Source organism: Streptomyces sp. NPDC020422 (assembly GCF_044386705.1).
Lineage (GTDB): Bacteria > Actinomycetota > Actinomycetes > Streptomycetales > Streptomycetaceae > Streptomyces.
Genome location: NZ_JBIRVJ010000001.1, coordinates 786,943 through 813,205, shown reverse-complemented (window position 1 = coordinate 813,205; position 26,263 = coordinate 786,943). Strand labels below are relative to the sequence as shown.

General features: G+C 73.9%; 24 protein-coding genes. 8 read left to right on the top strand and 16 right to left on the bottom strand.

Annotated features, from left to right (window positions below; genetic code table 11):
- Nucleotides 1-3 precede the first annotated feature (3 nt).
- The 6 genes from ACH414_RS03605 to ACH414_RS03580 form a co-directional block, all read right to left on the bottom strand.
- Nucleotides 4-972 carry an anchored repeat-type ABC transporter permease subunit gene (locus tag ACH414_RS03605; protein WP_398940713.1) on the bottom strand — a complete coding sequence of 323 codons (969 nt, stop codon included), beginning with the start codon at nt 970-972 and terminating at the stop codon, nt 4-6.
- Complete coding sequence (locus tag ACH414_RS03600) at nt 969-1,715, bottom strand: anchored repeat-type ABC transporter ATP-binding subunit (protein ID WP_382543969.1); 747 nt, start codon at nt 1,713-1,715, stop codon at nt 969-971. Before ACH414_RS03600 ends, ACH414_RS03605 begins: the two co-directional genes overlap by 4 nt.
- On the bottom strand, nt 1,712-3,325 hold the full coding sequence (locus tag ACH414_RS03595) for a choice-of-anchor M domain-containing protein (RefSeq protein WP_398940712.1): 1,614 nt from the start codon (nt 3,323-3,325) through the stop codon (nt 1,712-1,714). Before ACH414_RS03595 ends, ACH414_RS03600 begins: the two co-directional genes overlap by 4 nt.
- Complete coding sequence (locus ACH414_RS03590) at nt 3,322-4,887, bottom strand: anchored repeat ABC transporter, substrate-binding protein (protein WP_398940711.1); 1,566 nt, start codon at nt 4,885-4,887, stop codon at nt 3,322-3,324. The genes ACH414_RS03595 and ACH414_RS03590 overlap by 4 nt, the downstream gene beginning before the upstream one ends.
- The gene (locus ACH414_RS03585) at nt 4,884-6,005 is read right to left on the bottom strand and encodes a choice-of-anchor M domain-containing protein (RefSeq protein WP_398940710.1); all 1,122 of its coding nucleotides are present in this window, start codon (nt 6,003-6,005) and stop codon (nt 4,884-4,886) included. The genes ACH414_RS03590 and ACH414_RS03585 overlap by 4 nt, the downstream gene beginning before the upstream one ends.
- A gap of 171 nt (nt 6,006-6,176) precedes the next feature.
- Nucleotides 6,177-6,851, bottom strand: coding sequence for a choice-of-anchor M domain-containing protein (locus ACH414_RS03580; RefSeq protein WP_398940709.1), 675 nt, complete (start codon nt 6,849-6,851; stop codon nt 6,177-6,179).
- A gap of 133 nt (nt 6,852-6,984) precedes the next feature.
- Between ACH414_RS03580 and ACH414_RS03575 the strand changes: the two genes are divergently transcribed.
- Nucleotides 6,985-7,911 carry a universal stress protein gene (locus ACH414_RS03575; RefSeq protein ID WP_382543954.1) on the top strand — a complete coding sequence of 309 codons (927 nt, stop codon included), beginning with the start codon at nt 6,985-6,987 and terminating at the stop codon, nt 7,909-7,911.
- A 144-nt stretch (nt 7,912-8,055) separates the two neighbouring features.
- Entirely contained in the window at nt 8,056-8,478 is a 423-nt protein-coding gene (locus ACH414_RS03570; RefSeq protein WP_382543951.1) for an STAS domain-containing protein, read from the top strand.
- A 319-nt stretch (nt 8,479-8,797) separates the two neighbouring features.
- On the opposite strand, the gene ACH414_RS03565 is transcribed toward ACH414_RS03570, so the two are convergent.
- From ACH414_RS03565 to ACH414_RS03540, 6 genes are all read right to left on the bottom strand, one after another.
- Nucleotides 8,798-9,523 carry a GNAT family N-acetyltransferase gene (locus ACH414_RS03565; protein ID WP_382543948.1) on the bottom strand — a complete coding sequence of 242 codons (726 nt, stop codon included), beginning with the start codon at nt 9,521-9,523 and terminating at the stop codon, nt 8,798-8,800.
- A 262-nt stretch (nt 9,524-9,785) separates the two neighbouring features.
- Nucleotides 9,786-10,487, bottom strand: coding sequence for a ribonuclease H (locus ACH414_RS03560; RefSeq protein ID WP_382543945.1), 702 nt, complete (start codon nt 10,485-10,487; stop codon nt 9,786-9,788).
- A 29-nt stretch (nt 10,488-10,516) separates the two neighbouring features.
- Nucleotides 10,517-11,449, bottom strand: coding sequence for a PfkB family carbohydrate kinase (locus tag ACH414_RS03555; protein ID WP_382543942.1), 933 nt, complete (start codon nt 11,447-11,449; stop codon nt 10,517-10,519).
- A gap of 119 nt (nt 11,450-11,568) precedes the next feature.
- Nucleotides 11,569-12,885, bottom strand: coding sequence for a radical SAM protein (locus ACH414_RS03550; RefSeq protein ID WP_382543939.1), 1,317 nt, complete (start codon nt 12,883-12,885; stop codon nt 11,569-11,571).
- 223 nt (nt 12,886-13,108) lie between these two features.
- A complete protein-coding gene (locus tag ACH414_RS03545) occupies nt 13,109-14,023 on the bottom strand; it encodes an AAA family ATPase (protein ID WP_382543936.1) in 915 nt (304 codons plus the stop codon).
- 2 nt (nt 14,024-14,025) lie between these two features.
- Nucleotides 14,026-15,243 carry an RNA ligase gene (locus ACH414_RS03540; protein WP_391768293.1) on the bottom strand — a complete coding sequence of 406 codons (1,218 nt, stop codon included), beginning with the start codon at nt 15,241-15,243 and terminating at the stop codon, nt 14,026-14,028.
- Between the two features lie 301 nt (nt 15,244-15,544).
- Here ACH414_RS03540 and ACH414_RS03535 point away from each other — a divergent pair, with 301 nt between their 5' ends.
- From ACH414_RS03535 to ACH414_RS03525, 3 genes are all read left to right on the top strand, one after another.
- Nucleotides 15,545-15,736, top strand: coding sequence for a hypothetical protein (locus ACH414_RS03535; RefSeq protein ID WP_382543930.1), 192 nt, complete (start codon nt 15,545-15,547; stop codon nt 15,734-15,736).
- Between the two features lie 50 nt (nt 15,737-15,786).
- Nucleotides 15,787-16,473, top strand: a complete 687-nt coding sequence (locus ACH414_RS03530; RefSeq protein ID WP_398940708.1) for a class I SAM-dependent methyltransferase — start codon at nt 15,787-15,789, stop codon at nt 16,471-16,473.
- Nucleotides 16,474-16,573: 100 nt separating this feature from the next.
- The gene (locus ACH414_RS03525) at nt 16,574-16,756 is read left to right on the top strand and encodes a hypothetical protein (protein ID WP_386567185.1); all 183 of its coding nucleotides are present in this window, start codon (nt 16,574-16,576) and stop codon (nt 16,754-16,756) included.
- Nucleotides 16,757-16,825: 69 nt separating this feature from the next.
- On the opposite strand, the gene ACH414_RS03520 is transcribed toward ACH414_RS03525, so the two are convergent.
- The gene (locus ACH414_RS03520) at nt 16,826-18,856 is read right to left on the bottom strand and encodes a prolyl oligopeptidase family protein (RefSeq protein WP_398940707.1); all 2,031 of its coding nucleotides are present in this window, start codon (nt 18,854-18,856) and stop codon (nt 16,826-16,828) included.
- A gap of 59 nt (nt 18,857-18,915) precedes the next feature.
- Entirely contained in the window at nt 18,916-19,341 is a 426-nt protein-coding gene (locus ACH414_RS03515; RefSeq protein WP_382543918.1) for an ester cyclase, read from the bottom strand.
- Between the two features lie 229 nt (nt 19,342-19,570).
- Here ACH414_RS03515 and ACH414_RS03510 point away from each other — a divergent pair, with 229 nt between their 5' ends.
- Nucleotides 19,571-21,616: a phosphocholine-specific phospholipase C gene (locus ACH414_RS03510; RefSeq protein WP_382543915.1), complete on the top strand. Its 2,046-nt coding sequence runs from the start codon at nt 19,571-19,573 to the stop codon at nt 21,614-21,616.
- Between the two features lie 24 nt (nt 21,617-21,640).
- On the opposite strand, the gene ACH414_RS03505 is transcribed toward ACH414_RS03510, so the two are convergent.
- Nucleotides 21,641-23,221 (bottom strand): aspartate:alanine exchanger family transporter, encoded by a 1,581-nt coding sequence (locus ACH414_RS03505; RefSeq protein WP_382543912.1) that lies wholly within the window; start codon nt 23,219-23,221, stop codon nt 21,641-21,643.
- A gap of 177 nt (nt 23,222-23,398) precedes the next feature.
- Between ACH414_RS03505 and ACH414_RS03500 the strand changes: the two genes are divergently transcribed.
- Nucleotides 23,399-24,766 carry an NAD(P)/FAD-dependent oxidoreductase gene (locus ACH414_RS03500; protein ID WP_382543910.1) on the top strand — a complete coding sequence of 456 codons (1,368 nt, stop codon included), beginning with the start codon at nt 23,399-23,401 and terminating at the stop codon, nt 24,764-24,766.
- Between the two features lie 57 nt (nt 24,767-24,823).
- On the opposite strand, the gene ACH414_RS03495 is transcribed toward ACH414_RS03500, so the two are convergent.
- The gene (locus tag ACH414_RS03495; protein ID WP_382543907.1) at nt 24,824-25,651 is read right to left on the bottom strand and encodes a L,D-transpeptidase family protein; all 828 of its coding nucleotides are present in this window, start codon (nt 25,649-25,651) and stop codon (nt 24,824-24,826) included.
- 146 nt (nt 25,652-25,797) lie between these two features.
- Between ACH414_RS03495 and ACH414_RS03490 the strand changes: the two genes are divergently transcribed.
- A complete protein-coding gene (locus tag ACH414_RS03490; RefSeq protein WP_398940706.1) occupies nt 25,798-26,259 on the top strand; it encodes a GNAT family N-acetyltransferase in 462 nt (153 codons plus the stop codon).
- Nucleotides 26,260-26,263: the final 4 nt, after the last annotated feature.

Here is a 26,263-nt window from a genome sequence, read left to right as displayed (position 1 = left end):
CCCTCACGCCGCCGCGCCTCCGCCCGCTCCGCCTCCGCCCGTTCCGCCTCCGCCCGCCACTCCTGCGGCCGCTCCGGCTCCTGCCGTTCCGGTCGCCGGGGTGCGCAGGGGGCGGCGGAGGGATCGGCGGAAGCGGAGCCCCGTGGCCAGGCCGTGGCGCGGGGCGAGCAGCCAGGTCAGCACGAACAGTGCGGTCAGCACGACCACGACCGAGCCGCCGGCCGCGAGGTCGTACGCGTAACTGACGTACAGACCGGCCACACTGCCCGCGCAGCCGAGCAGCGAGGCCAGCAGGGTCATCGCCCACAGCCGCTCGGTCAGCAGCCGCGCGGTGGCCGCGGGCGTGATGAGCAGGGCCAGCACCAGGATGTTGCCGACGGCCTCCAGCGACATCACGATCGTCGCGGTCACGACCACGTACAGCGTGAGGTCGAGCGGCAGGACCGGCAGTCCGGCCGCCCTGGCCGTCTCCCGGTCGAGGGCGACGGCCATGAGCTCCTTGCGCAGGGCCAGCAGGACGGCGACGAGGACCGCGCCGACGCAGGCGACCCGCCGGATGTCGGCGCCGTCGACGGCCAGGACCTGTCCGAAGAGGAACGAGGACAGGTCGGTGGTCCAGCTGTCCCGGGTGGAGACCAGAACGATGCCGAGGCCGAAGGCGAAGGCGAAGAAGACCCCGATGACGGTGTCCTCCTTCAGCCGCCGGTTCTGCGACACGAACGCGATCAGGACCGCCGTGGTGACACCGGCCGCGGCACCGCCGAGCAGCAGGTTGCCCTCGAAGGCGTACGCGAGGGCGACGCCGGGGAACGCCGAGTGCGCGACGGCGTCGCCGATGAACGCCATGCCGCGCAGGACGACGTGGACGCCGACGACTCCGCAGACCAGCCCGACGATCGCGGCGACCGCGAACGCACGCCGCATGAACGGCAGTTGCCAGGGTTCGGCGAGCAGGGCCAGGAGCTCGCTCATGCCGCCACCTCCAGGCCGAAGGCGCGCAGCATCCGCTCGGCGTCCGCGAGCAGCTCCGGGCCGCCTTCGGCGACGACCGTACGGTTGAGCAGGACGACCCGCGAGCAGCTGCGGGCCGCCGCCGCGAGGTCGTGGGTCGTCATCAGCAGGCCCCGCCCCTCGGCCGCGAGCCGCCCGAACAGCTCGCCCAGCAGGTCCTGCGTGGGGACGTCCACCCCGGTGAACGGCTCGTCCAGGAGCAGCAGTCGCGGCTCGGCCGCGAGGGCGCGGGCCACCAGCACCCGCTGGCGCTGCCCGCCGGAGAGCTCGCCGACCGGCCGGCGACGCAGGGCCGTCAGCCCGGCCCGCTCCATCGCCTCCTCCGCCGCCGCCCGGTCCTGGGCGCGCGGGCGACGCAGCCAGCCGACGGTGCGGGTGCGCCCGCTGAGGACCGCTCCGGCGACGTCGACGGGGAAGTCCCAGGCGAACTCGTGCCGTTGGGGCACATAGCCGACGGGGCCAACCGTCTCGACGGAGCCGGTGGTCGCGGCGGTGCCGGTGAGACCCAGCACGGCGCGCAGGAGGGTGGTCTTGCCCGCGCCGTTCGGCCCGAGCAGACCCACGAGTTCGCCGGGCGCGACGGTGAGCGAGGCGTCCTGGACCGCCTGCCGGCCGCCGAGGACGACGGACAGGGAGGACGCGCGCAGGAGAGGCCCCGTGGGGGTGGGGACCGGCACGGGGGCCGCGGTGGAGTCGCTGGTCATGCCGAGCGCCTCCGGGCGACCCGGACGGCCGCCGCACCGGCGGCTGCGAGGGCCACCGCCGCACCGCCGAGGAGCAGCGGGGTGCCGGCGCCCGTGGAGGCCATGGCGCCTCGCGAGGCCGGGTCACTGCCGGACGTGGGCGTCCCGGTCGTGCTCGTCGGCGCCGGCGCACCGGCCGAAGGCCCCGCGTCCGCCCGTCCGCCGCTCGCGGTCCCGCCCGTCGAGGTGCCGTCCGTGGCGCTTCCTGTGGCGCCGCCGGTGGCGCCGGGCGTACCTCCCGACGTCTCCCCCACCGCGAACGCCAGCGTCTCCGTGTCGCTGACCCGGGCCCCGTCCGCGCGGGTCCCGGACATCGTCACCGTCAGCCGGTAGGCACCCTCCTTCCCGAACGCCCAGCCACCGTGCGCATGGGTGTTCTGCGGCACTCCGAACGCGTCCGGGACGCCGTCCGCGCTGTTGAAGCGGACGGTCGCGCCCGACAGGCCGTCGTAGTTGTAGAGCGCGAAGCCACCGGGGCCTTCCGCCTTCACCAGCTTGAACTCCACGTCCCCGCGCAGGGCCCCCGCGGGCACGTTGTCCGTGGACCAGCCGGGCCACAGCAGGCCCGGTTGCTGGACCTGGTCGAGCAGCCAGACGGGCCCGCCCGCCCGGCCGAGGAACGCGAAGTCCTTGTGGGCCGGGATCGTCTTCCTGGCCTGCGGCTTGACCCGGAGCACGACGGAGGAGGGCTCGCGCCAGACGCTCTTCCCGGGGACGGTGCCGTCCTTGACGTGGATCTGCAGCCTGCCCCCGACGAGCCGGGCGGCGATGTCGACATGACCCTCGTCGAGCACCTTCCGCGACGTCTCCACGGGCTCGTCGGCCGCGAGGGCGCGCGCCGTACGGCGCCCCTGGGCGGGGCGCGCGGTGGGAGCGGGAGCGGGTGGGGCGGCGACCGCATCCGGCAGCTCCGGCCCCGTCTCCGGCCCAGGCCCCGGTCCCGTCTCCGGTCCCGTCTCCGGCTCCCCGCCGACGACCACGGTGTGGTGGACCTCCGCGGTGGCGGGGCTCCCGTCCACCGCGCCGCGTGCGGCGAACGTCAGCCGGTAGGTGCCGGGCGCGTCGAACTCCCAGCGGGTGGCGCCCCTGCTGCCGGCGGGCAGCTCGCGCCCGTCGGGCAGCCCGTCGCCGCTGTCGAACCGTACGAGGGACTCCGCTGCCCCGGCGGGCACCTCCAGGACCCGGACGGCCCCCGGGCCCTCTACCGCGGTCAGCGCCCAGTGGACGGGGGCACCGGTTCCGACACCGGTCGTGTCCCAGGCGGCATCGGTCTCCCAGCGCGTGACGCCGTCGGGTCCGGTGACGCGGTGACTGTCGTCGAGGTCCAGGGTGACGTCCGGGCCGAGGTTTAGGGCGTTCCCGGTGACGGTCACGGGCGCCAGGACGGGGATCGCGGCGGGACCCGCGGCGGGACCCGCGGCGGGACTCGCGGCGGGACTCGCGGCGGGACTCGCGGCGGGCGGCACCGTAGCGGAGGCGCTCGCCGGCGGGATGGCCGCCGCGGTGCCCGCGAGGGCCAGGGCGCTCGCGGCGGCGAGGGCGGTCGTCGTGCCGTGGTGGACGGGCCTCATCGGGCTCCACTCCCCTTCCGGCCCAGGCAGCGGGCCAGTTCGTTCGCGTTGTGGCGCATCATCGCGACGTAGTCGTGGACCTTGTCGTCGAAGGAGTCGCCGTAGACGGTGCAGATGCCGATGCCCTCGTCCTCGGCGACCCGGCGCAGGACGTCGGCGCGGGCGGCGAGGTTCGGTTCGAGGAACACGGCCGGGATGCGCTGCTCGCGGATCGTGGCGCGCAGCCTTCTGACCTCGGCGGCGCTGGGCTCGCGGCTGGGCACGGGCACGACGAACCCGGCGACCTCCATTCCGTAGGCGTGCGCGAGATAGCCGAAGGCGTCGTGGGTCGTGACGAGTCGCCGCCGCGCGGCGGGAATGCCGCCGAGGGTACGGGCGACCTCCTCGTCGAGGCGGCCGAGGCGCCCCAGGTAGGCGGCCGCGTTGCGCTCGTAGGCGGCGCGGCCGGCCGGGTCCGCCGCGGTGAGTTCGGCCTGGATCCGGCGTACGTACGCCTCGGCGTTGCCCACGTCCTGCCAGGTGTGCGGGTCGAGGTCGCCGTGGACGTGCTTGCCGACGACGGCCTGCGGGAGGAGCCAGAGCGGTGCCCCCGGGGAGCCGAGGAAGCGGTAGGCGCCTTCGGCGGGCACCGTCTCCCTCGCCCGGTCGGGCACGGACAGGACGACGGAGTCGAGCGGGTGGTGGGTGCGCCGCCCGGTCGCGGGGTCGTCGGCGCGCACCCGGACGGTCCGGGTCCGCGCGTCGAGGGCGATGTCGGCGTGTCCCCCGTCGAGCAGGGTCCGCCCGCCCGCGCCCTCGGCCGCCGCCGCGCCCACGGCGAAGGTGACGGTGCCGCCGCCGATCGGCGCACCGGTCCCGTCGAGCGCCTCGGTGCGTCCGGTCACGGTGAGCCGGTACGTACCGGGGGCGCTGAACGCCCAGTTGACGTGGGTGTGGGCCTCGGGCGGCAGAGCAAAGGAGTCGCGGGCGTCGAAGCCGTCGGCGGAGTCGACGGTGACGGTCGGGGTGCCGAGGGTGTCGGTGAGATAGACGCGCAGGTCTCCGGGGCCCTCCAGGCCGGTCACGGTCGTCCGCACCTGACTGCCGTCGCCCGCCACCTCGCCCTCCACGGCCCAGCCGAGCCAGAGCACGTCGAGCCCGAGGTCCTCCTTCAGCTCGATGACCGATCCGCCGTACGGTTCGAGCTTCTCGCCGAGGGCGACCTTGGGCGTGCCCTCGGGAGCGTTGGTGTGGATCATCTTCAGGATGCCGGGCTCTTCGAGGAGCAGTCCGTTGCTGAAGACGAGGTCGGAGCGGGCGACGCGGGCGGCGTCGCCGGGGCTCGGCTCGTACGAGTGGGGGTCGCCGTGCGGCGGGACGACGGAGGTGACGTCGACGCGGTCGCCGCCGACGTTGCGGACGAGGTCGGCGATGACGGCGGTGGTCGTGGAGACGTGGAGAGCGGCGTCGCCCGAGCGTCCGCCCGCGGGGGCCGAGCATCCGGTGCCGACGGCGGCGAGCAGCAGTCCGGCGAGTCCCGCGGCCGCCCCCGCCGTACGCACGCGGCGTGCGGTCCGGCTCATCCCGTGGCCTTCTTCCGGCGTACGAGGAGGAGCGCGACCCCGCCGGCGAGCAGTGCGGCGCCCGCGAGCCCGGCGGGCAGCGCGAGGCCCGCGCCGGTGGCGGCGAGCCGTCCGCCGCCACCGGACGGGGCGGAGGCGGAAGGGGTCGGGGAGGGCGTTCCGGTGGGCGCCGCGGCGGAGGTTCCGCCGGGCACGGAAGAGGGGGCGGAACCGGCACTGGCGCTGGCACCGGAGGTGGAGGTGGAGGTGGGCGTGGCCGGAGGAGCCGGAGGAGCGGTGGGGGAAGGCGATGGGGGCGAGGGGGTCGGCCTGGTCGTGCTCGTCGGGGAGGCGGAGCCGGTGGGCGTCGGCGTCCCCGGGGTCCCGTCGCCCGGGACCACCGTGGACGCGTCGACGTGCCCGACGGCCACGGCGAGCGTTTCGCGGTCGGAGACGCGCGCGCCCGAGGGCAGGGTGGCGCTCATCTCCAGGGTCACGCGGTAGACGCCCTCGGCGTCGAGGATCCACAGCGGGTGGGAGTGGCTGAAGGGCCGCAACTCGACGCCGCCCGGGTCGGGGTGCTTGGCTCCGTCCACGGTGACGCCGATGCGGACGCCGAGTTCGGGGTCGTCGGCCCACTGCCCGAGGACGAGACGCCCGGGCCCCTCGATCTTCGGGAAGGTCACCTTCACGTTCCCGCCGAGCTCGGCCGGGAGGATGTCCATCGTGCTCCAGCCGGGCCACAGGAGCCCTTCCTCGGAGGCGAAGTCCTTGTCGACCCAGAGGCTTTCGCCCGGCTCGCCGAAGCCCTCGAACTGCGGGACCTCCTCGCGCGGGGGGATGACGATCTCGTGGCGCGGGTCGAAGTGCAGGATCACGTCGGCGGGTTGACGCCAGACGGTCCGGCCGGCGACGGTGCCGTCCTTGATCATGAAGTCGAGGCGGCCGTTCCGCAGCCGGGCCGCGAGGTCGAGGTGGCCGGCGTGGAGGACGGCCCGCTCGCCCGCGGGTGCCTCGACGGCCGGTGCGTCGGCGGCGAGCGCGTGCGGGGGTGCGGCGAGCGGGACGAGGGTGGCGGCCGCCAGGACGGCGGCCGAAGCGGCGGTCCTGGCGGGGCGTGGGGCGAGTGGGGCCCGCATGGCGGGGCGGCTCCTTCGGGCGGTGGGCGGCGAGCGGGTACGGGCGGGCGAGGCGGCCGGGACCGCGCCGGGGGCGGGCGGGAGCGGCGGGCGGGGCCGCCCCCGGCGCGGGACTCAGGGCACCTCTGCGGTGGTGGCGGAGGTGGTACGGGAGGCGGTACGGGTCCCGGGTCAGCCGACCTGGAAGGTGTAGGTGGCCGAGGCGGGACCGACCTGGGTGCCGTTCGCGAGCGTGCCGCTCACCTGGAACGTGGCGGTGTACGTACCGGCCTTCGTGAAGGCCCAGTTGGCGTGGTCGTGCTCGCCGGCGGCGACGTCCCGCGTGTTGGCGAACGTGGCGTCGCCGCTGTCGTAGGAGCGGTTGCTCTTCGGGCAGAGCCCGTTCTTGTAGACGGTGATCTTGCCCGGGCCGCTCACCGAGGCGAGCTTGACCTTGACCTTGTCGCCCTGGAACACGCCCGCGGCGAGGTGCTCGCCGGAGATTCCGGGCCAGAGCAGTCCGGCGGCCTCGACCTGCGGGAGCCGGTAGACCGTCGAGCCGGCGGTCCCGAGGTGGCTGTAGCAGGTGCCGCTGGGGACCGTGTACGCGGAGGCGGGCAGGGCCCGCAGCACGACGTCGGCGGGGGCGTACTCGACGGCCGGGGCCGCGGAGTGGTCGTGGACGTGGAGCTGGAGCGCGGTGCCGTCGTACTCGACGTCGAGGGCGTCGACGTGCCCCTGGGACAGGGTGGTTCCGGCGGCGTGGGCCGCGGTGAGCCCGCCGAGCGACAGGGCCGCGGCGACGGCGCCGGCGACGGTCAGGGAACGCGTGAGGGTGCGCGTGGAAGGACGCGTGGAGGTACGCAAGAGAAAGCCCCCCTTGGGCTGCATGGAGTGTGCGCGAACAATCGAGACGATAATCATTTTCATTAAGAACACGCAAGGCGCTTCCGGCGTGGCACCCGAAAGCCGGTGAATGATCCCGATATGAGTGCGAAGTATGAGTGAGAAGACAGCTGTTGTGGTGGGTGTGGACGGTTCCGAGCACAGCCTGCGCGCACTGGACTGGGCGCTGGCGACCGCCCACAGCCTGGAGGCGCCGCTGACCGTCGCCCACGTCCGCCCGGAGGCGCTCCAGCTCGGCAGCGCCCGCATCGCCTCCCTGGGCAAGGCCCCGGACATCCCCGACACCGTCGTGGACGCGCTCGCGGCGCACGTCGGGATGAGGGCCGAGGGACTCGACGTGCGCTACGCCTCGCTCGACGGCTCGGTGGTGGACGCGCTGACCGCCGCGGCGCGTGACGCCCGGCTCCTCGTGGTCGGCTCCCGGGGACGCGGCGGCTTCGCGAGCCTGCTCCTCGGGTCCACCGGCCGCACCCTGGCCGCGTCGGCGCCCTGCCCGGTCGTGGTCGTGCCGCACGAGGCACGGGCCGCGTCGCTGGAGGGCGGAGCCGAGGCGGGGCGCGTGCTGCTCGGACTGCACCCCGACGAAACCCCGGACGAGGTCCTCGCGTTCGCCTTCGAGGCGGCCGAGCGGCGCGGGGTGCCGCTGGAGGTCGTGACGGCCTATCCGGTGCCGCCCTCCCCCGCCCTGCTCATCGGCGCTCCGGCGCCCGCACTCCAGGTGCCACCGCCCCTGCCGGACGAGACCCCGGAGCTCGTGGACACGACCACCCGCCGCCAGGAGGAGCGGCTGCGCCCCTTCGCCGAGCGCCATCCGCAGGTCGAGGTCATCCCCGCCGTCACCCCCGTGGACGCGGCGGCCCGGCTGGTGGAGGACTCCGAGGAAGCCGGGCTCCTGGTGGTGGGCCGGCACCGCAAGCACCGGGTCGAGACGCTTCTCGTCGGGTCCGTCGCGCACGCCGTCCTGCACCACGCGGCCTGCCCGGTCGCCGTCGTGCCACCCGCGGAGGCGGAGTCCGCCTGACCGGCGCGCCCGCCGACGGAGCACCGGCGGGCCGAAATGATCCGGATTCACCTCTTCGGGTGATGGCGGATGTGGAGAAACGTGTCTGCCTCAGCTAGGGCCGCGACCCTCGTCTCACGGGGGCCGATCCACTGGAGCGTGTCCATGCATCTGATCCGACGCCGCGAACCGGACATCGCCGTCCGGGCGGGCGAGGGCCTGACCACCGTCGAGCTCTACGGCGAGCTCGACCTGGTCCTGGTGCAGCGCGTCCGGCCCGAGCTGGACGTCCTCACCCGCGAGGCGCTCGCGCTCACGGTCGACCTGCGCCATCTCGGCTTCTGCGACGCGTCCGGGCTCGGACTCCTGGTGCGGTGCGCGCAGCGCGTACGGGAGCGGGGCGCGGCCTGGCGGCTCGTGTGCGAGCAGCCGACGCTCCTGCGACTGATCCGGCTGGCCGCCCTCGACGACGTACTGCGCCCGGAGCCCTCCGTCCCGCCGCAGAACGGGCCGGAGCCCGGCGGCCCCACGGGTCCCGCCGGCCCTCCGCCGCCCCGCACGGAGCGGCCGGGGCGACTGCCGGTGTGACCCCGACGCCCCGCTCGCGCACGTCACCGCGAGGCACCCGGGCGCCGGGCGCCGGACTCGGGGGCACCGATGCCGGGAGCCGGCCTCGGGGGGACCGGCGCCGGGCGCCGGCCTCGGCGGTCACCGGCGCGAGGCACCGGACGCAGGGCTTCGGACTCCGGTGCTCCCGGACCCCCGGAAGCCGGCCTCGGCGGTCACCGGCGCCCGGCACCGGACGCAGGGCTTCGAACTCCGGGGCCCCCAGGCGCCGGGCTCACGGCTCCGGACCGAGTTCCGGAGCTCGGGGCTCCGGGGCTCGGGGCTCCGGATCGCGCCTGCGCTACGCCGGCAGCAGCTCGCCCGCGCCGCCGTGTTCCCGCGTCTCGCCCGGGAAGGAGTGCCCGAGGACGCCCTGCGGGCGCAGCCCCGGTAGCCGGAGCTCGATGATGCCCCGTACGGCCGACCACTCCTCGTCGAGGATGGAGTAGAACGCGGTGTCGCGGACCACCCCGTCCAGGCCGCGGGAGTGGGCCCGGCGCACCCCCTCGCAGGTCGCGCCCAGGCGTTCGATCGCGGCCCGGGAGCGGCTGTTGCGGGCGTCGGCGCGCATCGAGATCCGGCGCACGCCCCAGGTCTCGAACGCGTGCCTGAGCATGAGGTACTTGGCCTCGGTGTTGACGCCGGTGCCGCGCGCCTCGGTGGAGATCCAGGTGTTGCCGATCTCCACCGCGTCGGGCACGGCCGTCAGCGGGTCGCCGTGGGGCGTGCCGGTGGTCGGCGGCCACACGAGGGGCCCGCGCCAGTAGTCGAGTTCGAGGAACCTGGTGGATCCGAGAACCCGGCCGTTGCGGGGATTGACCAGGGCGAAGGGCAACGCCCTGCCCGCCGCCTGATCGGCTAGGGCACGGGCGATGTAGTCGCAGGAGGCGTCAAGGCCGTGGGGCACGGCGGTGTAGGCATAGGCCGCACGATCCAGTGCGCCCGCCCAGGCGATGCCCTCGGCGTGGCGCATGGCCAGCGGCTCCAGGCGCACGGTGCGCCCGGCAAGGACTACAGGTACTGGCACGGAACCTCGGGTCTTTCACGGGCAGGGGACATCCCACGCCGGATCACGGCGGGAATGACGGGGTGAGGTTCGCGCCGGATGCCGACCACTTCGCCGGATGGGCAAAACGGACAGTGAAACGGTTCGTCACCGGTGCGAGGAGGACAGTATGCAGCCCCGAGCGCCTCGTGAACAGAACCCCACACGAACCCGAGCGCACAGCTGGGTGAATGTCCGGTTCACCCCGATCCCTCACACGGCCCAAACAGGCCTCCGACCCCCGCTAGGAAACGGCTTCCGCGCAGGTCGGATGCCCCCATCCGTCGGGGTTCTTGGTGATCGTCTCGCCCTTGCCGTACGGCTTGCCGCAGCGGCACCGCCCGGGGAACCGGGCCTTGAGCGTGGGGCTGCCGGAGGAGCCCGCCTTCCGGGGCCCGCGGGCGGCACCACCGGCTGCCTTGGGGGCACGCTTCGCGGCCGGGCGGGCGGAGCCCGGCTCCGGGGGCGGCAGGGGGGAGCCGGCGGCGGATCCGGCCGGCTCCTGGGTGCGTGCGGTGTGGCTGGCGGCGCGGTCGGCGGCGTCGTTGAGCGGGTCGCCGTCGACCTGGTGGGCGGGGGTGTACACGAACTCCACGCGTCGGTCGGCGAGCAGCTCGTCGATCCGCACCACGAGGTCCTTGTTGGCGACCGGGGTGCCGGCGGAGGTCTTCCAGCCCTTGCGGCGCCAGCCCGGCAGCCAGGTGGTGACGGCCTTCATCGCGTACTGCGAGTCCATCCGCACCTCCGCGGGCACGGCCGGGTCCATGTGCTCCAGGAGCCTGAGCAGCGCGGTGAGTTCGGCCACGTTGTTGGTCGCGGTGCCGAGCGGTCCGGCCTCCCAGTGGGCGACCCCACCGTCCCCGTTGCCGATGACCCAGGCCCAGGCCGCGGGTCCGGGATTGCCCTTGGACGCGCCGTCGCACGCCGCGATGATCTTGTCTGTCATCCTTCGATCCTGACATGTCCCCCGACGGTTCAGTGACCATCGGGGGCGGTCGCGCGCAGCCGTGCCACCTCCGCCCGCAGTGCGTCGCGCCCGATGGCGTCGGCACGGGTCGCGGGCACGGTGCAGGCGTAGGCGCCGGCCACCGAGCCGTGCAGCGCGCACTCCCGTACGGGCGCCCCGGAGAGCCAGGCGGCCAGGAAGCCCGCCGCGAAGGCGTCGCCCGCGCCGTTGCTGTCGACGACGGGGGCGGGCGGGGTGACGGCGGGCACATGGACGAGTTCGTCATCGGCCCCGGTCAGGAGGTAGGCGCCGGCGGCGCCCGCGGTGGCGACGACGACGGAGGCCCGCCCGCGTGCGGCGATGCCGCGCATCGTGCGCTCGGGGTCGTCCAGGGCCACGGTGGAGAGGAAGACGACGTCGGCCTCGTACGCGAACGCCTCGTGGTACGCCGCGGTGCCGTCCCAGTCGTGCAGGTCCGTCGAGAGCGTCACGCCGGCCTCGCGCAGCGCGGGCAGGGCGTGGGCGCAGGGCTGGGTCAGCGAGACATGGGCGTGGCCGCTGCGCGCGGCGAGCGCCTTGACGGTCTCCTCCGGCAGCCGGTCGTCGTCGTGGCCGCGGGTGGCGTCGTACAGCGAGAGCCTGCGTCCGTCGGGGCCCACGAGGTTGACGGCCCGCTTGGTCCCCGCGGGGTGCGGCACCTCGGTGAACGGGATGCCCTGCTCGTGGTGGAACCTGCGCACGAGGTCGCCCTCGGGGTCGGCCCCGACCAGGTCCAGGTGGTGGGTCCGCAGTCCCAGCCGGTGCAGCCCGAGGGAGACGAAGTCGCCGGTCTGCCCGGCGCGGGTCTCGATCCCGGGCCGGATCATATGGCTGTCGGCGAAGGGCAGGGGCAGTTCGGGGACGTACACGATGGTGTCGACCCCGGCCCCGCCGAGGACGAGGACGTCGATGTCGCTGCTCATGCGCGCAGTCAAACAGCGGCCGACGCGCGCCTGCAAGATCCTGCAAGGACTTTCCGCAAGAGGCGGCGAGGGGGTGGGGCCGGAGAGGGTCCGGCCCCACCGCCCCTGCGGGGTGGACGTCAGTCGGCGGCCGGGAGGCTGTCCATGAAGGAGCTGACGGAGAAGACCGCATTGCCGGGGCCCGCCGGGCCGTAGCCGGGGGGCGAGCTGAGGCCGTGGGCCTCCATGGTCGCGCGGTAGGCCTCCAGCAGCCGGATGTGGTACTCCAGCGGCGCGCCCTCGGGGTTGGCCTTGCCGAGCGGGGTGGTGGGCTCCGGGCACCAGGTGGTGAAGCGGGGCGTGATGCCGCGCGACATGAAGTACTCCAGGCCCTCCGTGGTGGAGTCGATCGCCTCGCCGACCGTCGTGAAGCCGAAGGGCTCGGCCATCTCCACGCCGGCCACGAAGTTGGGGATGACGTTGCGCGGGCCGAAGACCTCGGCCGAGTCCAGGATCCGGCGGTGCCACTCGTCGCGGCCCACGTAGCGCTCCTTGCCGGGGCAGTACAGCTCGAACAGCCGGCGGTCCCACACCTCGTAGTTGGGGTGGTAGATCTGGATGCCGTAGTCCTTGAAGCGCTGGACGTCGGCCTTGGGCAGGGCCTGGGCGACGACCTTGCCGATCCAGCGCCCGGGGAAGCGGTCCTCGATGGCCTGCGCGTACTGGCCGTAGAAGTCCGCCTCGTCCTTGCCGCCGACCTGCGAGGTGACCGCGCCGCCGGTGAGGGTGTACGCGGTCGAGGCGCCGGTCGTGTCGTACTTGTCGATGATCGCCAGCGCCTCCAGGACCTCCTCCACGTCCTTGACGCCGGTGTAGGGACGTCCGGCGGCCTTGTGCTGGCGCCAGTTGTGGTTGATGTCGCAGTACTGGCACTCCTCCTTGGCGCCGAAGTACTGGCAGACGCGGAAGACCGTGAGGTAGATCAGGTAGCCCCACTGGATGGTGGGCGCCACCTCCATCACGGACTTCCCGCTGGAGAGGGTGTGCCGGTAGTACTCCGGCATGGGAGGCAGGCCGACGTCCGAGATGCGGCGCCCGTCGAGGTAGAGCCCGAGCATGCCGTCCTCGCCCGCGGCGACGCGGTACGGCGACGACGGGTTGACGCGGACGGAGACGACGGTGCGGCGCAGCTCGTAGGGGCCGCCGGTGAGCACGATCTCCTCCGGCGGGCGGCGCAGCGCGGCCTCGCCGAGCTCCGGCAGGGTGCGGTGGTCGAACGAGAAGATGAAGTACGACTTGGGCTTGACCTCGCCGGACGCCTCGTTGGCGCTGTCGGTGAGGGCCGAGTCGTCGAAGGCGATGCCGCCGCGCAGCAGATCTTCCTTGATCACCGCCTCCCGGGGGACGTGCGGGAAGCGGTGCATGAGGTCTTCGACCTCGTCGGTGCGGCGGATCATGCGCGGGTACATCTCCTCGGTCGTTGCGGTCGCGAGCCGTGAGGGCCACCTGCCACCCTAGGACGGCACGACCGGGCGCGGCATCCGACCCCGGGCGCGAGCCGTCTAGGTCTCGGGGCGGAGGCCGGCGGCGGCCTTCGTCCCCTTCTCCTTCCGGCCTCCTGCCGGTCTCCTTCCTGCCTCCTGCCGGCCCCCTGCCGGCCTCCTGCCGGTCTCCTGCCGGTCAGAAGTTGCCGTAGTTGACCTGCCAGGTGGGCAGTCCCATCCGGCGCCACACCGCGACCACCCGGTCCCGGTCGTCCAGCGAGACGCGGACCGCGTAGCGGTCGCGGACGTGCGCGTCGAAGAGCTCGGCCTTGACGAGGTCGTCGGAGCGGCCGTCGTCGGAGGCGCGCATCCACAGCTCGTCGTAGGGCACTTCGTACCGCTCGAGCCAGGCCTCGGTGAGCGCCCTGTGGTCCTCGCTGCGGCCGGACAGCAGCACGATCCGGTCCTGGTGGGCGCGCTGGAAGGCGCGCAGGGCCTCGCGGACCGAGACGTTGAGCAGGTCGAGGTCGCAGCGGCTGAAGTCGTACGGGCCGCGGTCGCCGCGCAGCGCGAGGGTGCCGTCGATGTCGCACATCACGGCGGAGGGCAGCGCGGGGTCGGCGACGTACGGGGTGACGGCGGGCCGGTCGTTGAGCCAGTCGTCGGTGAGCCGCCAGCCGCCGCGGGTGGCCTTGGTGTGCTTGTCGGCGAGGATCCGGATGATCTCCTCGCCGACGGGCCGCCGGCGGGCGGCGTCGCGGCGGACGCACTCCTCGACGGGCACGTGGGTGAAGTCGTGCACGACGAAGGTTGCTTCGCGGCCCGCGACGGCGGCCTTGAGGCGCTTGGGGATGTGCGGGGTGAGGTGGGTGTTGTCGACGACCACGTCGAAGCCGTCGTCGACGGCGGCGCGGACGGCCGCGTCCTGGATGCCGAGGACGGTCTGCTCGTGGGCGGGCGAGCGGCCGTCGCCGCCCGGCAGGTCGAGCATGGTACGCAGGTCGTCGAGGTTGACCCGGCGCATCCGGCCCTCGGACCGCTCCTGGAGTTCGCGGGCGGCGGTCGTCTTGCCCGAGGCGGGCAGTCCGGTCATGACGTGGACCACGGGCACGGTCAGTTCTCCTCGTCGGTGGTGAAGGGGTCGGCGGTCTCGGGGCGCAGCGACCGCCAGGTGAACAGCTCGGTGGAGCGCCCGTCGAGGCGCAGGAAGAGGGCGGAGCGCAGGCTGGGGTCGGGCAGCCGCTTGGCCGCCCGGGCGAACGCGCCCCGGTCGTGGGCGAGCGGGGCGAGCGCGGCGTACGCCTCGTCGATGGCGCGCTCGCGCTCGGCGAAGGCGTCCTCGAGGCGGGCGATGACGGACCGCACCCAGGCGTCGAACTCGTCCGGCACCTGCTCCAGGAGGGCGTCCAGCGGCCGTCCGCCCTGGGCGCGCACACCGCCGAGCTCGGCCATGGACAGGCCGAGGCCCTGGGCGAGCCGCTTGGCGGAGGTGCCGGCGAAGCGCTGGATGCCGTGCCCGCGCCAGATGTCCCGCTCGGTGACGCCGGTGAGCACCTTGTGGAGGCGCACGTACTCGGCGATCTTCGCCTTGGCGCGTACGCCGGAGGCGAAGCGGAGCACGAAGCCCTCGGCGTCGGTGCCGGTCGCGGGGGCGCCGTCGGGCAGCGTGCTCGACTCCGTGAGCTTGACGAGGGCGTCGAGCGGCATCGGCGGGTGGAGCGTGACGACGGACCCGATGCCCGTCCAGGCGTCCGCGGCCTCGGCGAGGGCGAGTTCGGTGCCGTCCGGGCCGAAGGCGGCGAGCAGGACGAGGTCGCGGCGGTCGCCGTAGTCGACGACGATCCGGTTCTGCGGGTAGACGATCTCCGCGAGGTACGTCACGCCGGGGACCAGCGCCGAGGTGTCGGCGGAGTCGAGGCGGCGCTGCGCCCACGTGGCCTGGGTGCTGATGAAGGAGCCCTTGGAGGCGACCCGCCACCGGCCCTCGTAGTGGAAGACCACGCCGAGGCTGCCGTCGACCTTCTCGTACACCTCGAACGGCTCTTCGGGCAGAGCGGGCGCGTAGGGGCGGCCGGTCTCGTGCTCGGAGACGTTGAAGAACTTGGGCAGCGGCAGGGCCACGATCCGGCCGGTGGTGTCGTCGGCGACGAGGCCCCGGCAGCGGACGGTGACCTCGTTCCAGACGCCTTCGTACTGACAGACCCGCGTGTACGTGTAGATCGACAGCGGCAGCTCGGGGTGCGACTTCCGGGTCACATGCCCGGCTTCGACGGCCGCCGCGAGCTCCTGCGCCGGCAGCAGCGCGTCGAGAGTCAGGTACGCCTGGCTCATGGGTTCCCTCCCGGTTTCAAGGAGCCTCATTCTTCCGGCCCGCGACGGGGCTGACCAGCGATTTCCACGGCGTTCCCCGCGTCCGGCGGGCCTGCCGGGCACCGCCGGCCTCCGCGTGGTCCGGAGCGCGGGGCCCGGTCCGAGGGGTGAGCCCCTACCACGGGGCGCGACCGGGGCCCCGTAGACTCGCCGTCTTGTGGCCGCCGTCGGGGCCCCGGCGCCGGCCGGCCACGCCTGCACCGCCCCGTACGAGTCCCCAGCACGCCCGAGCACGTCCGAGCACCCCGAGGAAGCGAACCCGATGAACCACGCGGACACCACCGCCCCCATCTACTCCGAGCTGATACGCGAGCAGGGGGACGTGCCCGGTGACGTGCGCCGGACCGCCGAAGAGGTGCTGCGCGACCTCAGCCGGGTGATCCAGATGCCGCCGGCCGGGATCGCCCCGGCGCGCGGGCCGATGCAGCAGCCGATGCAGCACCCCATGCAGTAGCGGGCAGGACCACGAAGACCGCGGACCGTACGACGGAGGGGGCCGGAGAGATGACGGGTGCGAATGGTGCGACGGGGGCCGGGGAGCCGGGCCACGAGCGGGTGCGGCGCAGCTACGACGCCGTGGCCGGCGAGTACCTCGCGCGGATCGGCGACGAGCTCGACGGGAAGCCGCTCGACCGGGCCCTGATCGGCGCGCTCGTGGAGCAGGCGGGCGAGGGCGCGGTCGTCGCGGACCTGGGCTGCGGGCCCGGGCATGTCGCCGCCTGGATCGCCGGCCGGGCCGAGGCGCCCCGCGTGGTGGGTGTGGACCTGTCCCCCGCCATGGTGGCCCTCGGCCGCGAGCGGCACCCCGAGGCCGAGTTCCGCGAGGGCGACCTGCTGCGGCTTCCGGCGCGCGACGGCGAGTTCGACGCGGCCGTCGCCCTCTACTCGCTGATCCACCTGGCGCCCGGCGAACTGGCTCCGGCCCTCGCCGAGATCCGGCGGACGCTGCGGCCCGGCGGCCGGCTCTTGGTCTCCTTCCACATCGGCGCCGAGGTGCGGAACATGACCGAGTGGTGGGGGCACGAGGTGGACGTCGACTTCCACTTCCTGCGGCCCCCCGACGTCGCCGAGGCCCTGCGCGCGGCCGGTTTCGGCATCGAGGCCGAGCTGGTGCGGGGACCCTATCCGCACGAGGCCGAGACCCGGCGGTGCTGCCTGCTGGCGCGGCGCGAGGACGGACAGCTCGCCTGAGTCTCGTCTCGCCCCTCCGCGCGCCCGTGCGTGGTACACCAACCGGCTGGTATACCGAGCGGCGTCCGTTCGTTCGCCGTACGAGCCCCGGTGACCCGCCGTGTCCTCACCGCGGACCGCCGCGCCCGCCGCGCCGTCCGCCGTCGTCTTCCGGGAGCTGCGCCTCCTTCGCGCGCACAGCGCCCAGGGCGAGTGCGTGCCGCAGGCCGTGGTCGACGTGCCGCGCCGGGAGCTCGTGGTGCGGGCGGGCCGGGTCGTGGCCCGCGACGGCGCCCTGGTCTGAGCCGCCGGGACCGTGGCCCGCCGGAGGCCACGGTCCCGGCGGGGCTCAGCGGCTCAGGGGCTCAGCGGCTCAGGGGCTCAGGGTCCGCCAGAGGAAGGTGTGCTCCAAGGCGCTGTTGTACGCGGTCTGCTCGTGGTCGGTGGCACCTGCGTGGCCGCCGGCGAGGGTCTCGTGGAGCAGCACCCGGTGGCCGAGCTCCCGCAGCCGGGCGGCGGCCTTGCGGGCGTGCCCGGGGTGGACGCGGTCGTCGCGGGTGGAGGTGGTGAGCAGCACGGGCGGGTAGGCCGGACCGGCTTCCAGGTGGTGGTAGGGGGAGAGCGCCGCCAGGTGCGGCCGGTCGGCCGGGTCATCGGGGTCGCCGTACTCCGCGATCCAGCTGGCGCCGGCCAGCAGGGTGTGGAAGCGCAGCATGTCGAGCAGCGGGACGTGGCCGACGATCGCGCCGAACAGCTCGGGGCTGCGGACCAGCATCGCGCCCATCAGCAGGCCGCCGTTGCTGCCTCCGGTGATGCCCAGCCGGTCGGGGGTGGTGATGCCGCGGGCGACCAGGTCGCGGGCCACGGCCTCGAAGTCCTCGTAGGCGCGGGGCCGGTCGGCCTTGAGGGCGCTGCGGTGCCAGCGCGGGCCGTACTCGCCGCCTCCTCGGATGCCGGCGACCACGTAGGTGCCGCCGCGGGCGAGCCAGGCGCGGCCGCGGACGGCGTTGTAGGACGGGGTGAGGGAGACCTCGAAGCCGCCGTAGCCGGTGAGCAGGGTGGGACCGGGGAGTGCTCCGTGGCGGCCGACGACGGTGTAGGGGACGCGGGTGCCGTCGGCGGAGGTCGCGAAGTACTGGCGGGCGTCGAGGCCGGTCGCGTCGAAGCGCGCGGGGGCCTGCTTGATCGGCTCGCCGGGGCCGCCGATCTCGCCGCGGTGCAGGGAGGGCGGGATGAGGTGGCCGGTGACGGAGAGGAAGTATTCGTCGCCGGAGTCGGGGTCGGTGTCGATGAGGCCGGCCGAGGCCAGCGGCGGGATGTCGGCCAGCTCCTCGCGCTTCCAGTCGCCCGGGCCGGTGGGCGGGGTGAGGACGTGGATCCGGGTGGCGACGTCCTGGAGGGTCTCGACGACCAGGTGGTGGCGGGTCCAGGAGTGGCCGGCGAGGGCGGTGCGCTCGTCGGGCGTGAAGAGGACGTCGGGCTCGCGCCGTCCGGCGAGGAAGGCGTCGAAGCGGAAGGCGAGCAGGGTGCCCGCGGGCTGTCCGAGCCAGGGCGCCTTGGGGGTGACGAGGAGCCACTCGCGGTACACGGAGCGCTCGGCGTCGTCGGGGACGTCGATGCGGCGCAGCTCGCCGTTCTCGGTGAGGAGGTGGGTCTCGTGGTGCCAGAAGTCCCGGTAGCGGGCGACGAAGTCGCGCTCGTAGCCCTCGGTCGCGTCGTGCCAGGCCGAGACGACGAGGTCGGACTCGGCTCCCTCGTGGACGAGTTCGGCCTGGTCGAGCGGGGTGCCGCGGCGCCAGCGGCGCACCGTGCGCGGGTAGCCCGAGGCGGTCATGGAGCCGGGGCCGTGGTCGGTGCCGACGTAGACGTGGTCCTCGTCGATCCAGCCGATGTCGGTCTTGGCCTCGGGCAGCCGGAAGCCGTCCTCGACGAAGGCCCGCTCCACCAGGTCGTACTCCCGCACCACGACGGCGTCGCCGCCGCCGCGGGCGAGGCTCACGAGGGCGCGCCGGTAGGCGGGCCTGAGCACCTGGGCGCCGGCCCAGGTCCAGTCCTCGCCCTCGGCGGCGGCGAGCGCGTCGAGGTCGAGCAGCACGTCCCAGTCGGGCTCGTCGGTGCGGTACTCCTCCAGGGTGGTGCGGCGCCAGACGCCGCGGGTGTGCTCGGCGTCCTGCCAGAAGTTGTAGAGGTGGGCGCCGCGCCGGCGGGTGTACGGGATGCGGTCGGGGGCGTCGAGCACTTCGCGCAGCTCGGCGACGAGCGCGTCGAAGCCCTCGCCGCCGGCGAGCTCGGCGCGCGTCTCGGCGTTCCGCTCGCGCACCCAGTCGAGGGCGCGCTCGCCTTCGACCTCCTCCAGCCAGAGGTAGGGGTCGGTGGTGCCGGTGTCCGCGCTCGTCTCGGTCATGCCGACGATTGTGGACCACGCGACCGACAGCGCGCGGCCCGCCCCGGCTCGGCGGCGGTTCAGTCCTGCGGCAGCAGGCCGAGCTGGTCCAGGAACTCCCACTGGTCGAAGTAGAGCCGGTAGCTCCGGATGCGGCCGTCCGCGACCTGCGCGAGGTCGATCCCGCGGAGGGTGACGGTCTTGCCCGTCGGCGGCAGGGTCTCCCCGTCGGGCATGGGGATGGGGCCGGTGTTCCTGCCGCTGAAGATGCCTTCGTCGATGGCGGTGTCGCCGATCTCGAAGCGATTGCGGTAGGTGAACGTGGCCTCGGGTATCGACGTGGTCATCGAGCGCCAGTACTCGACGATCGCGTCGCGTCCCCGGATCTCGCCTTCGTCGGGTGTGAGGGCGACGGCGTCCTCGGTGTAGAGGGCGCCGATCGCGTCGAGGTCCCCGTGGGTCACTGCTTCGGTGAGACGGTCCATGACGTCGCGTGCCTCGCCCATGATCCACCTCCATGGTGGTCCGGATCCGGGTGCGTGTCGTCTCTCATTCTTCCACCGCATCGCATTGGTCCGTATCCGGACCAATCGGAGGCGGGTACCAGCCGGAGATCTGAGCATCCCTCGTAAGTTCACCAATCGATTACTGCACGGCCGTATACCTTTGGCTCCCGTTCCCCCATCCTGTCCATCGGCGCGCCACCGGGGCCGCCAGTGACGTGAGGGGCGGGGCATGCTTCCCATCAGCCGCAGAGGGTTCGTCGGGATAGGCGCGGGGCTCGCCGCCGGAGCGGCGCTGCCGGCCGGGCGGGCCGCCGCCGCGGGGGAGACCGTCTCGGCGGCCGCCGCCGCGGCGACCGGGACCCTGACCGACGTGAAGCACGTGGTGATCCTCATGCAGGAGAACCGCAGCTTCGACCACTACTTCGGGCGCCTGCGCGGGGTGCGCGGCTTCCGCGACCGCGCCGCGGGCAACATCCCGGGCGGCTGGGGCACGTTCAACCAGCCCAACTGGGGCGGTCGGCAGTACCCGTGGAAGCTCAGCTCCACTCCCCCGGCCGGCGGGGTCGACGGCGAGACCCTGGCCCAGTGCAACGGCGACCTGCCGCACAGCTGGACCTCGCAGCACGCCGCCTGGAACAAGGGACGGATGGACAACTGGGTCACCGGTGTGGGCAACACCCGCACCCTGGGCCACCTGGACCGCGGCGACATCCCGTTCCACTACGCCCTCGCCGACGCGTACACCATCTGCGACGCGTACTTCTGCTCGACGCTCAGCGCCACCGGTCCCAACCGCACCTTCCTGTGGAGCGGGAAGGTCGACGCCTCCAGCAAGGACGGCGGCGACGAGTCCGGGCTGACCTGGGAGACCTACGCGGAGGCCCTGCAGCGCGCCGGGATGAGCTGGAAGGTCTACCAGAACGCCCAGGACAACTACGGCGACAACGGCCTCGCGTACTTCAAGAAGTTCACCGACGCCAAGCCCGGCGACCCGCTGTACGACCGGGGCATGGCATCGGTGCCCAAGGTCACCGGCTCGACCCCGGACGACATCGCCGCGGCGATCCGCGCCGACGTCGTGGCCGGCACCCTGCCGCAGGTCTCCTGGGTGGTGGCCAGCGAGGCGTTCTCCGAGCACCCCTACGCCCCGCCCGGCGACGGCGCCCACTTCGTCGACCTGGTCTACCGGGCGCTGGCCGCCAACCCCGAGGTCTTCGACTCGACCGTGCTCTTCCTCAACTACGACGAGAACGACGGCTTCTTCGACCACGTGCCGCCGCCGGTCGCGCCGCCCGGGACGCCCGGCGAGTACATCGACGGGGTGCCGATCGGCCTCGGCTTCCGCGTCCCGATGATCGTCATGTCCCCGTGGACCCGCGGCGGCTGGGTCAGCTCCGAGGTCTTCGACCACACCTCCGTCCTGCGCTTCATGGAGACCTGGACGGCGGCGCTCGGCACCCCCGCCTCCTGCCCCAACATCAGCGCGTGGCGCCGCAAGGTGGTCGGCGACCTGACCGGTGTCTTCGACTTCGCCCACCCGGTGTACGGCGTCCCCGCGGGCCTGCCCTCCACCGCCAAGGTCATCGGCCAGGCCACCTGCGGCCCGCTGCCCAACCCGGTCCCCCAGGACAACGCCCTGCCCCCGCAGGAGCCGGGGACGCGTCCCGCGCGGGCCGTCCCGTACCAGGTGAACGGCAACCTGGACCGCTTCGAGTTCGGTGCCGCCGGGAAGATCCTCGCCTGGTTCTCGATGACCAACCAGGGCACGGAGGCGCGCCGTCCCGCACACTTCTCGATCCATCCGCACCAGTACCGGGACACCGCGGCCTGGCAGTACACGGTCGACCCGGGCGGCACCGCGAGCGACTACTTCAACATCGGGCTCGGCTCGGGCTCGGGGAAGTACGACATCTCGATGATGGGACCCAACCGCTTCCTGCGCCGTTTCATCGGCGACGCCTCCAAGGCGGGCAAGGACATCGAGGTGGCGGCGCGGTTCGCGACGGAGCCCGGCACCGGCAAGACGGCGATCTGGTTCAAGATGACCAACGCCTCGGCCTCCGCGGTCACCTTCACCATCCGCTCCGACGCCTACCGCACCGACGGCCCGTGGACGTACACGGTGCCGGCCGGCTCCTCCCGCGAGGACTACTTCAACGCCGTGGCGTACAGCGGCGGCTGGTACGACTTCACGATCCTCGCCGACCTCGACGGCACCTGGTCGCGCCGCTACACCGGCCACATCGAGACCGGAGCGCCCAGCGTCACGGGGTGACGGGACGGGTCCGCCGGGCGCCGGTCACAGCCCGACGATGAGCTGGATGCAGACGATCTTCACCAGGATGGCGAGGGCGAAGAGCGTCGCGTAGCCGGTGTTCACCCTGCTGTCGGAGACCCTGCTGTTCGCGTACGCCGTGATGGCGGGGTTTCCGACGTAGCCGGCCAGCAGGCCCATCGTCCGGGGACGGCTCTGGCCCAGGAGCCGGGCCACCAGGACCATCAGGGCGTAGCTGAGGACGGCGCTCGCCAGCAGGACGAGGGCGAGTTTCAGGCCGAAGACGGAGAAGGCCTCGCGGCGGAAGGCGTAGCCCGAGGTCAGCCCGACGCAGGCGAGGAAGACGAGCAGGCCGATCTGGCGCAGGGTCAGGTTGGCGCGGGTGGGCAGCACCCACACCAGCGGGCCGGTGCGGCGGAGGCGGCCGAGGACCATCGCCATGACGAGGGGGCCTGCCGCGGTGCCGAGGGAGAGGGTGGTGGCGCCGAGGGTGAGCTTGGGGATGCCGATGAGGAAGCCGGCGGCCAGGCCGAGCCCCATGCTGACGGCACTGACCTCGCTCACCTTGGCCTCCGTGTCGCCGAGGTAGGCGGTGACCTCGGCGGTACGGGCCCGTGGCATGACGACCCGGATCCGGTCGTCGAGCTGGAGCAGCAGGTCGTCGTGGGCGAGGAGGTCCTGGTCGCCGCGGCGGACCCGGGTGGCCATGGCCCCGTACCGGTCGGACAGCGCGAGCTCGCCGAGGGTGCGCCCGGCCAGGTCGGGGTTGGTGAGCAGGATGCGCCGGTAGTCGACGGTGTCGCGCCGGTCGAGCAGATGGTCGGCGTCCTCCCGGCCGAGCGCGGCGGCGCCCTCGGCGACGGCTTCGGGTCCGCCGACGAGGACGACCCGGTCGCCCGGGGCGAGGGCGCCGAGTCCGCGGGCGACCCGCGGGGCCGCGCCGACGGCCTGGTGGACGCTGGCGAGCAGGCGCCCGTCGGCGACGCCGGGGACCTCGCCCCACTTCTGGGCGCGGTCGACGGTCACGGTGCGGGTGACCAGCCGGTCGGGCAGGCCGCTACCGGGGTCGCGGCGGCCGGGCCAGGCGCGGACGGCGGCGATGGCCGAGACGAAGAGGATGGTGAGGACGACGGCGAGCGGATAGCCGATGGCGTACCCGGTGGCCGGTTCCGTGGGGTTCGCGGCGGAGGCCTGGGCGGCGGCGAGGCCGGGGGTGGTGGTGCCGATGCCGGCGTAGCCGCCGGCCAGGTAGGTGCCGGGGATCCCGAGGACCTTGTTCCCGAGGAGCCCGACGGCCACGGCGGTCACGACGAGCGCGGCGACCGCGCCGAGCATCACGCCGAGCTGGGGGCGCAGCTCGCGGAAGAAGGCGGGTCCGGCCTCCAGGCCGACGGTGTACACGTACAGGGCGAGGCCGAAGACGGCGAGCCCGGCGGGGACGGCGGGGCCGATGTCCTGGTCGAGGGCACCGAGCAGCAGACCGACGAAGAGCACCCCGGCGGCGCCGAGTTTGACCGGTCCGAAACGGACCATGCCGAAGAGGGAGCCGGCCGCGATGACGAGGAACAGCGTCAACCAGGGGTTGTCCGCGAAGAACTGCCACATGCTCCCACTGAGCCACAGCCGGGGGCGGGCCGCATGCCGTCGGCGTCCCCGGCCGGCCGAGCCTCACCCCTCCCTTCGCCCATTCGGCGCATATGAATGGTTTCAGGATGATGCGCACGGTTAGTCAGCCTTCAAGGGCCGTCGACGGCCAGGAACGTGGAAGGGCGGGCTGACACCGTGTCTCGACCGAGGATCCTCGTGGTGGGCGCCGGTTTCGCAGGGATCGGGTGCGTACGGCGCCTGGAACGGCGGCTGACCGCACGGGAGGCGGCGATCTCGCTCCTGTCGCCCTTCTCGTACCAGCTGTACCTGCCACTGCTGCCCCAGGTCGCCTCCGGCGTGCTGACCCCGCAGTCGGTCGCGCTGTCGCTGCGCCGCAGCGAACGGCACCGCACCCGGATCATCCCGGGCGGCGCGGTCGGCGTGGACACCGCCGCCAAGGTCGCCGTGGTGCGCACCATCACGGGCGAGCTGGAGACCGAACCGTACGACCACCTGGTCCTGGCCCCGGGCAGCGTCACCCGCACCTTCGACATCCCGGGGCTCGCCGAGCACGCCCGGGGCATGAAGACGCTCGCCGAGGCGGTGTACATCCGCGACCACGTGATCGCCCAGCTGGACCTCGCCGACGCCAGTCAGGACGAGGCGGAGCGGGCGGCACGCCTGCAGTTCGTGGTGGTCGGCGGCGGATACGCCGGCACGGAGACGGCGGCCTGCCTGCAGCTGCTCACCCACAACGCGGTCAAGCGCTATCCGCGTCTCGACCCGAAGCTCATCAAGTGGCACCTGGTGGACATCGCACCGACGCTCATGCCCGAGCTCGGCCCCAAGCTGGGCGCGTCGGCCCTCGAAGTGCTGCGCAAGCGCGGGATCGAGGTCTCCCTCGGGGTGTCGGTGGCCTCGGTGGACGAGGAGAACGTGACCCTCACCGACGGGCGGGTACTGCCCTGCCGGACGCTGATCTGGACGGCGGGGGTCGCGGCGAGCCCGCTGATCGGCACGCTGGGCGCCGAGACCGTCCGCGGCCGGCTCGTGGTCTCCTCGCACATGTCGGTGCCCGGTCTCGACGGGGTGTGGGCCATGGGCGACGCGGCGGCGGTGCCGGACCTCGCCAAGGGCGAGGAGGGCGCGATCTGCCCGCCCACCGCCCAGCACGCGATGCGCCAGGGCAAGGCGCTCGCCGACAACCTCGTGGCCGCGCTCAGGGGCGAACCGACCCGGCCGTACGTCCACAAGGACCTGGGCCTGGTCGTCGACCTGGGCGGCCTGGAGGGCGTGTCGAAGCCGCTGGGCGTCGAGCTGCACGGCATGCCGGCCCAGGCGGTGGCCCGCGCCTACCACTGGGCGGCGCTGCGCACGAACGTGGCGAAGACCCGGGTGATGACCAACTGGCTGCTGAACGCGGTGGCGGGCGACGACTTCGTGCGCACCGGCTTCCTCGCGTCGAAGTCCGGCACCCTGCGGGACTTCGAGTACACGGACGCCTACCTCACCGCGGAGCAGGTCCGCTCCCACACCGCCTCCCTGCGGGCCGCCGGCTCCTGACCGGCGGCGCCGCGCAGCGGCGCGCGGGGGCGCGCGGACGGCACGCGGGGGGCCCGCTCAGCGGGCGAGCTCCCCCGCGGGTCCCATCACGACGACGGGCTCGCGCGCCGGGTCGAGGGCGCGCAGCAGCTCGGCCATGTCCTCGCGGGGCAGCGAGACGCAGGCCTGGGTGGGGCCGCCGTGGTCGACGTGGATCCAGACCCCGCCGCCCCTCTCCGAGCCGAGCGGGCGCTCCTTGTTCAGCGGCGTCGTCCCCGGGATCCGGTTGTAGTCGATGGCGACGACGTAGTCGAAGGAGCCTTCCAGCGACTCGCCGAGGAAGCCGGTGCCCGAGACCGCGAACTCCTCGTCCTGGTCGTACGGGATCCGCGCCCCGGGGTCGGGGAGCCGACCGCCCGCGTCGCCGATCCGGAAGACGCCGGTGGGCGAGCGCAGATCGCCGGCGACGTGGTCGCCCGTCCAGCCGCGCAGGGCGTTGTGGCCGCTCCAGGGACCCGCGACCGGCCGCCAGCGCCCGTCGGGGCCCCGCTCGTGGAGCACGGCCGTCACCACGTTGTCGTCGGCGCCCTTGCCGCTGACCACGAGTGCCTGGCTCGTTCCGTCGGGGACGCGGGCGTACGTCAGCGGCCCGATGCCGGGCAGCCGTCCGGCGGTCCGCAGCGGCTGCTGCCGCGGGGCGGGGCGGGCCCCTTCGCGCCGATCCCGCCCGTCCTGGCCGTCGTGGCCGCTCTGGCCGTCCCGCCCGCCCCGCCCGTCGGCTGCGTCCTGGACGGACGGCGGCGCGGTCCCCGAGGACGGGCGGGCGAGGGTCGTGCAGCCGCTCAGCGCCAGGGCCGCGGTCAGGGCACAGGTCAGCACCGTTGCGGTGCCCTTGCGGACGGGCATGGTTCGGCCACCTCCGAGGCTCGGGGCAATGCCGGGATCCGTACCCGGTCGCGCGCGGCCCTGTCGCACCGCCCCGGCCTCCTCACCCGTCCGGGCCACGAGGCAAAGGAGTTGACGCCCCGACACCCACCCGCTTTCCTGCCCCCATGAACGATCTTCGTATCGAGACGGCCGGACCGGACCTCCTGGAGGACTGGCGCCTGATCCACAACGCGATCATCCCCACCGCCCCGCTCTCCCCCGGGGGCGTCCGCGAGCGCGCGACCCGCAACCGCCTCGACGTCGCCTACGCCGACGGCGTCGCCGTCGGCTGCTCCACCGTCCGCCCGCCCGACGAGGACACCCCCGCCGCCACGGTCATCGCCCGCGTGCTCCCCGAATATCGGGGACGCGGCTACGGCACGGCCCTGTACGAACACGGCCTCGCCCACGCCCGCACCCTGAGCGACGAGGGAGTGGAGACCGTCGTCCTCGCGAGCAACACCGAGGGCCTCCGCTTCGCCCTGTCCCACGGCTTCGTGGAGACCGAGCGCTACGTCCTGCCGGGCGACACGGTGCCGTTCGTGACGCTGCGCCTGGACGAGGAGGGACGGGCACCCGCCGCGTAGGGCC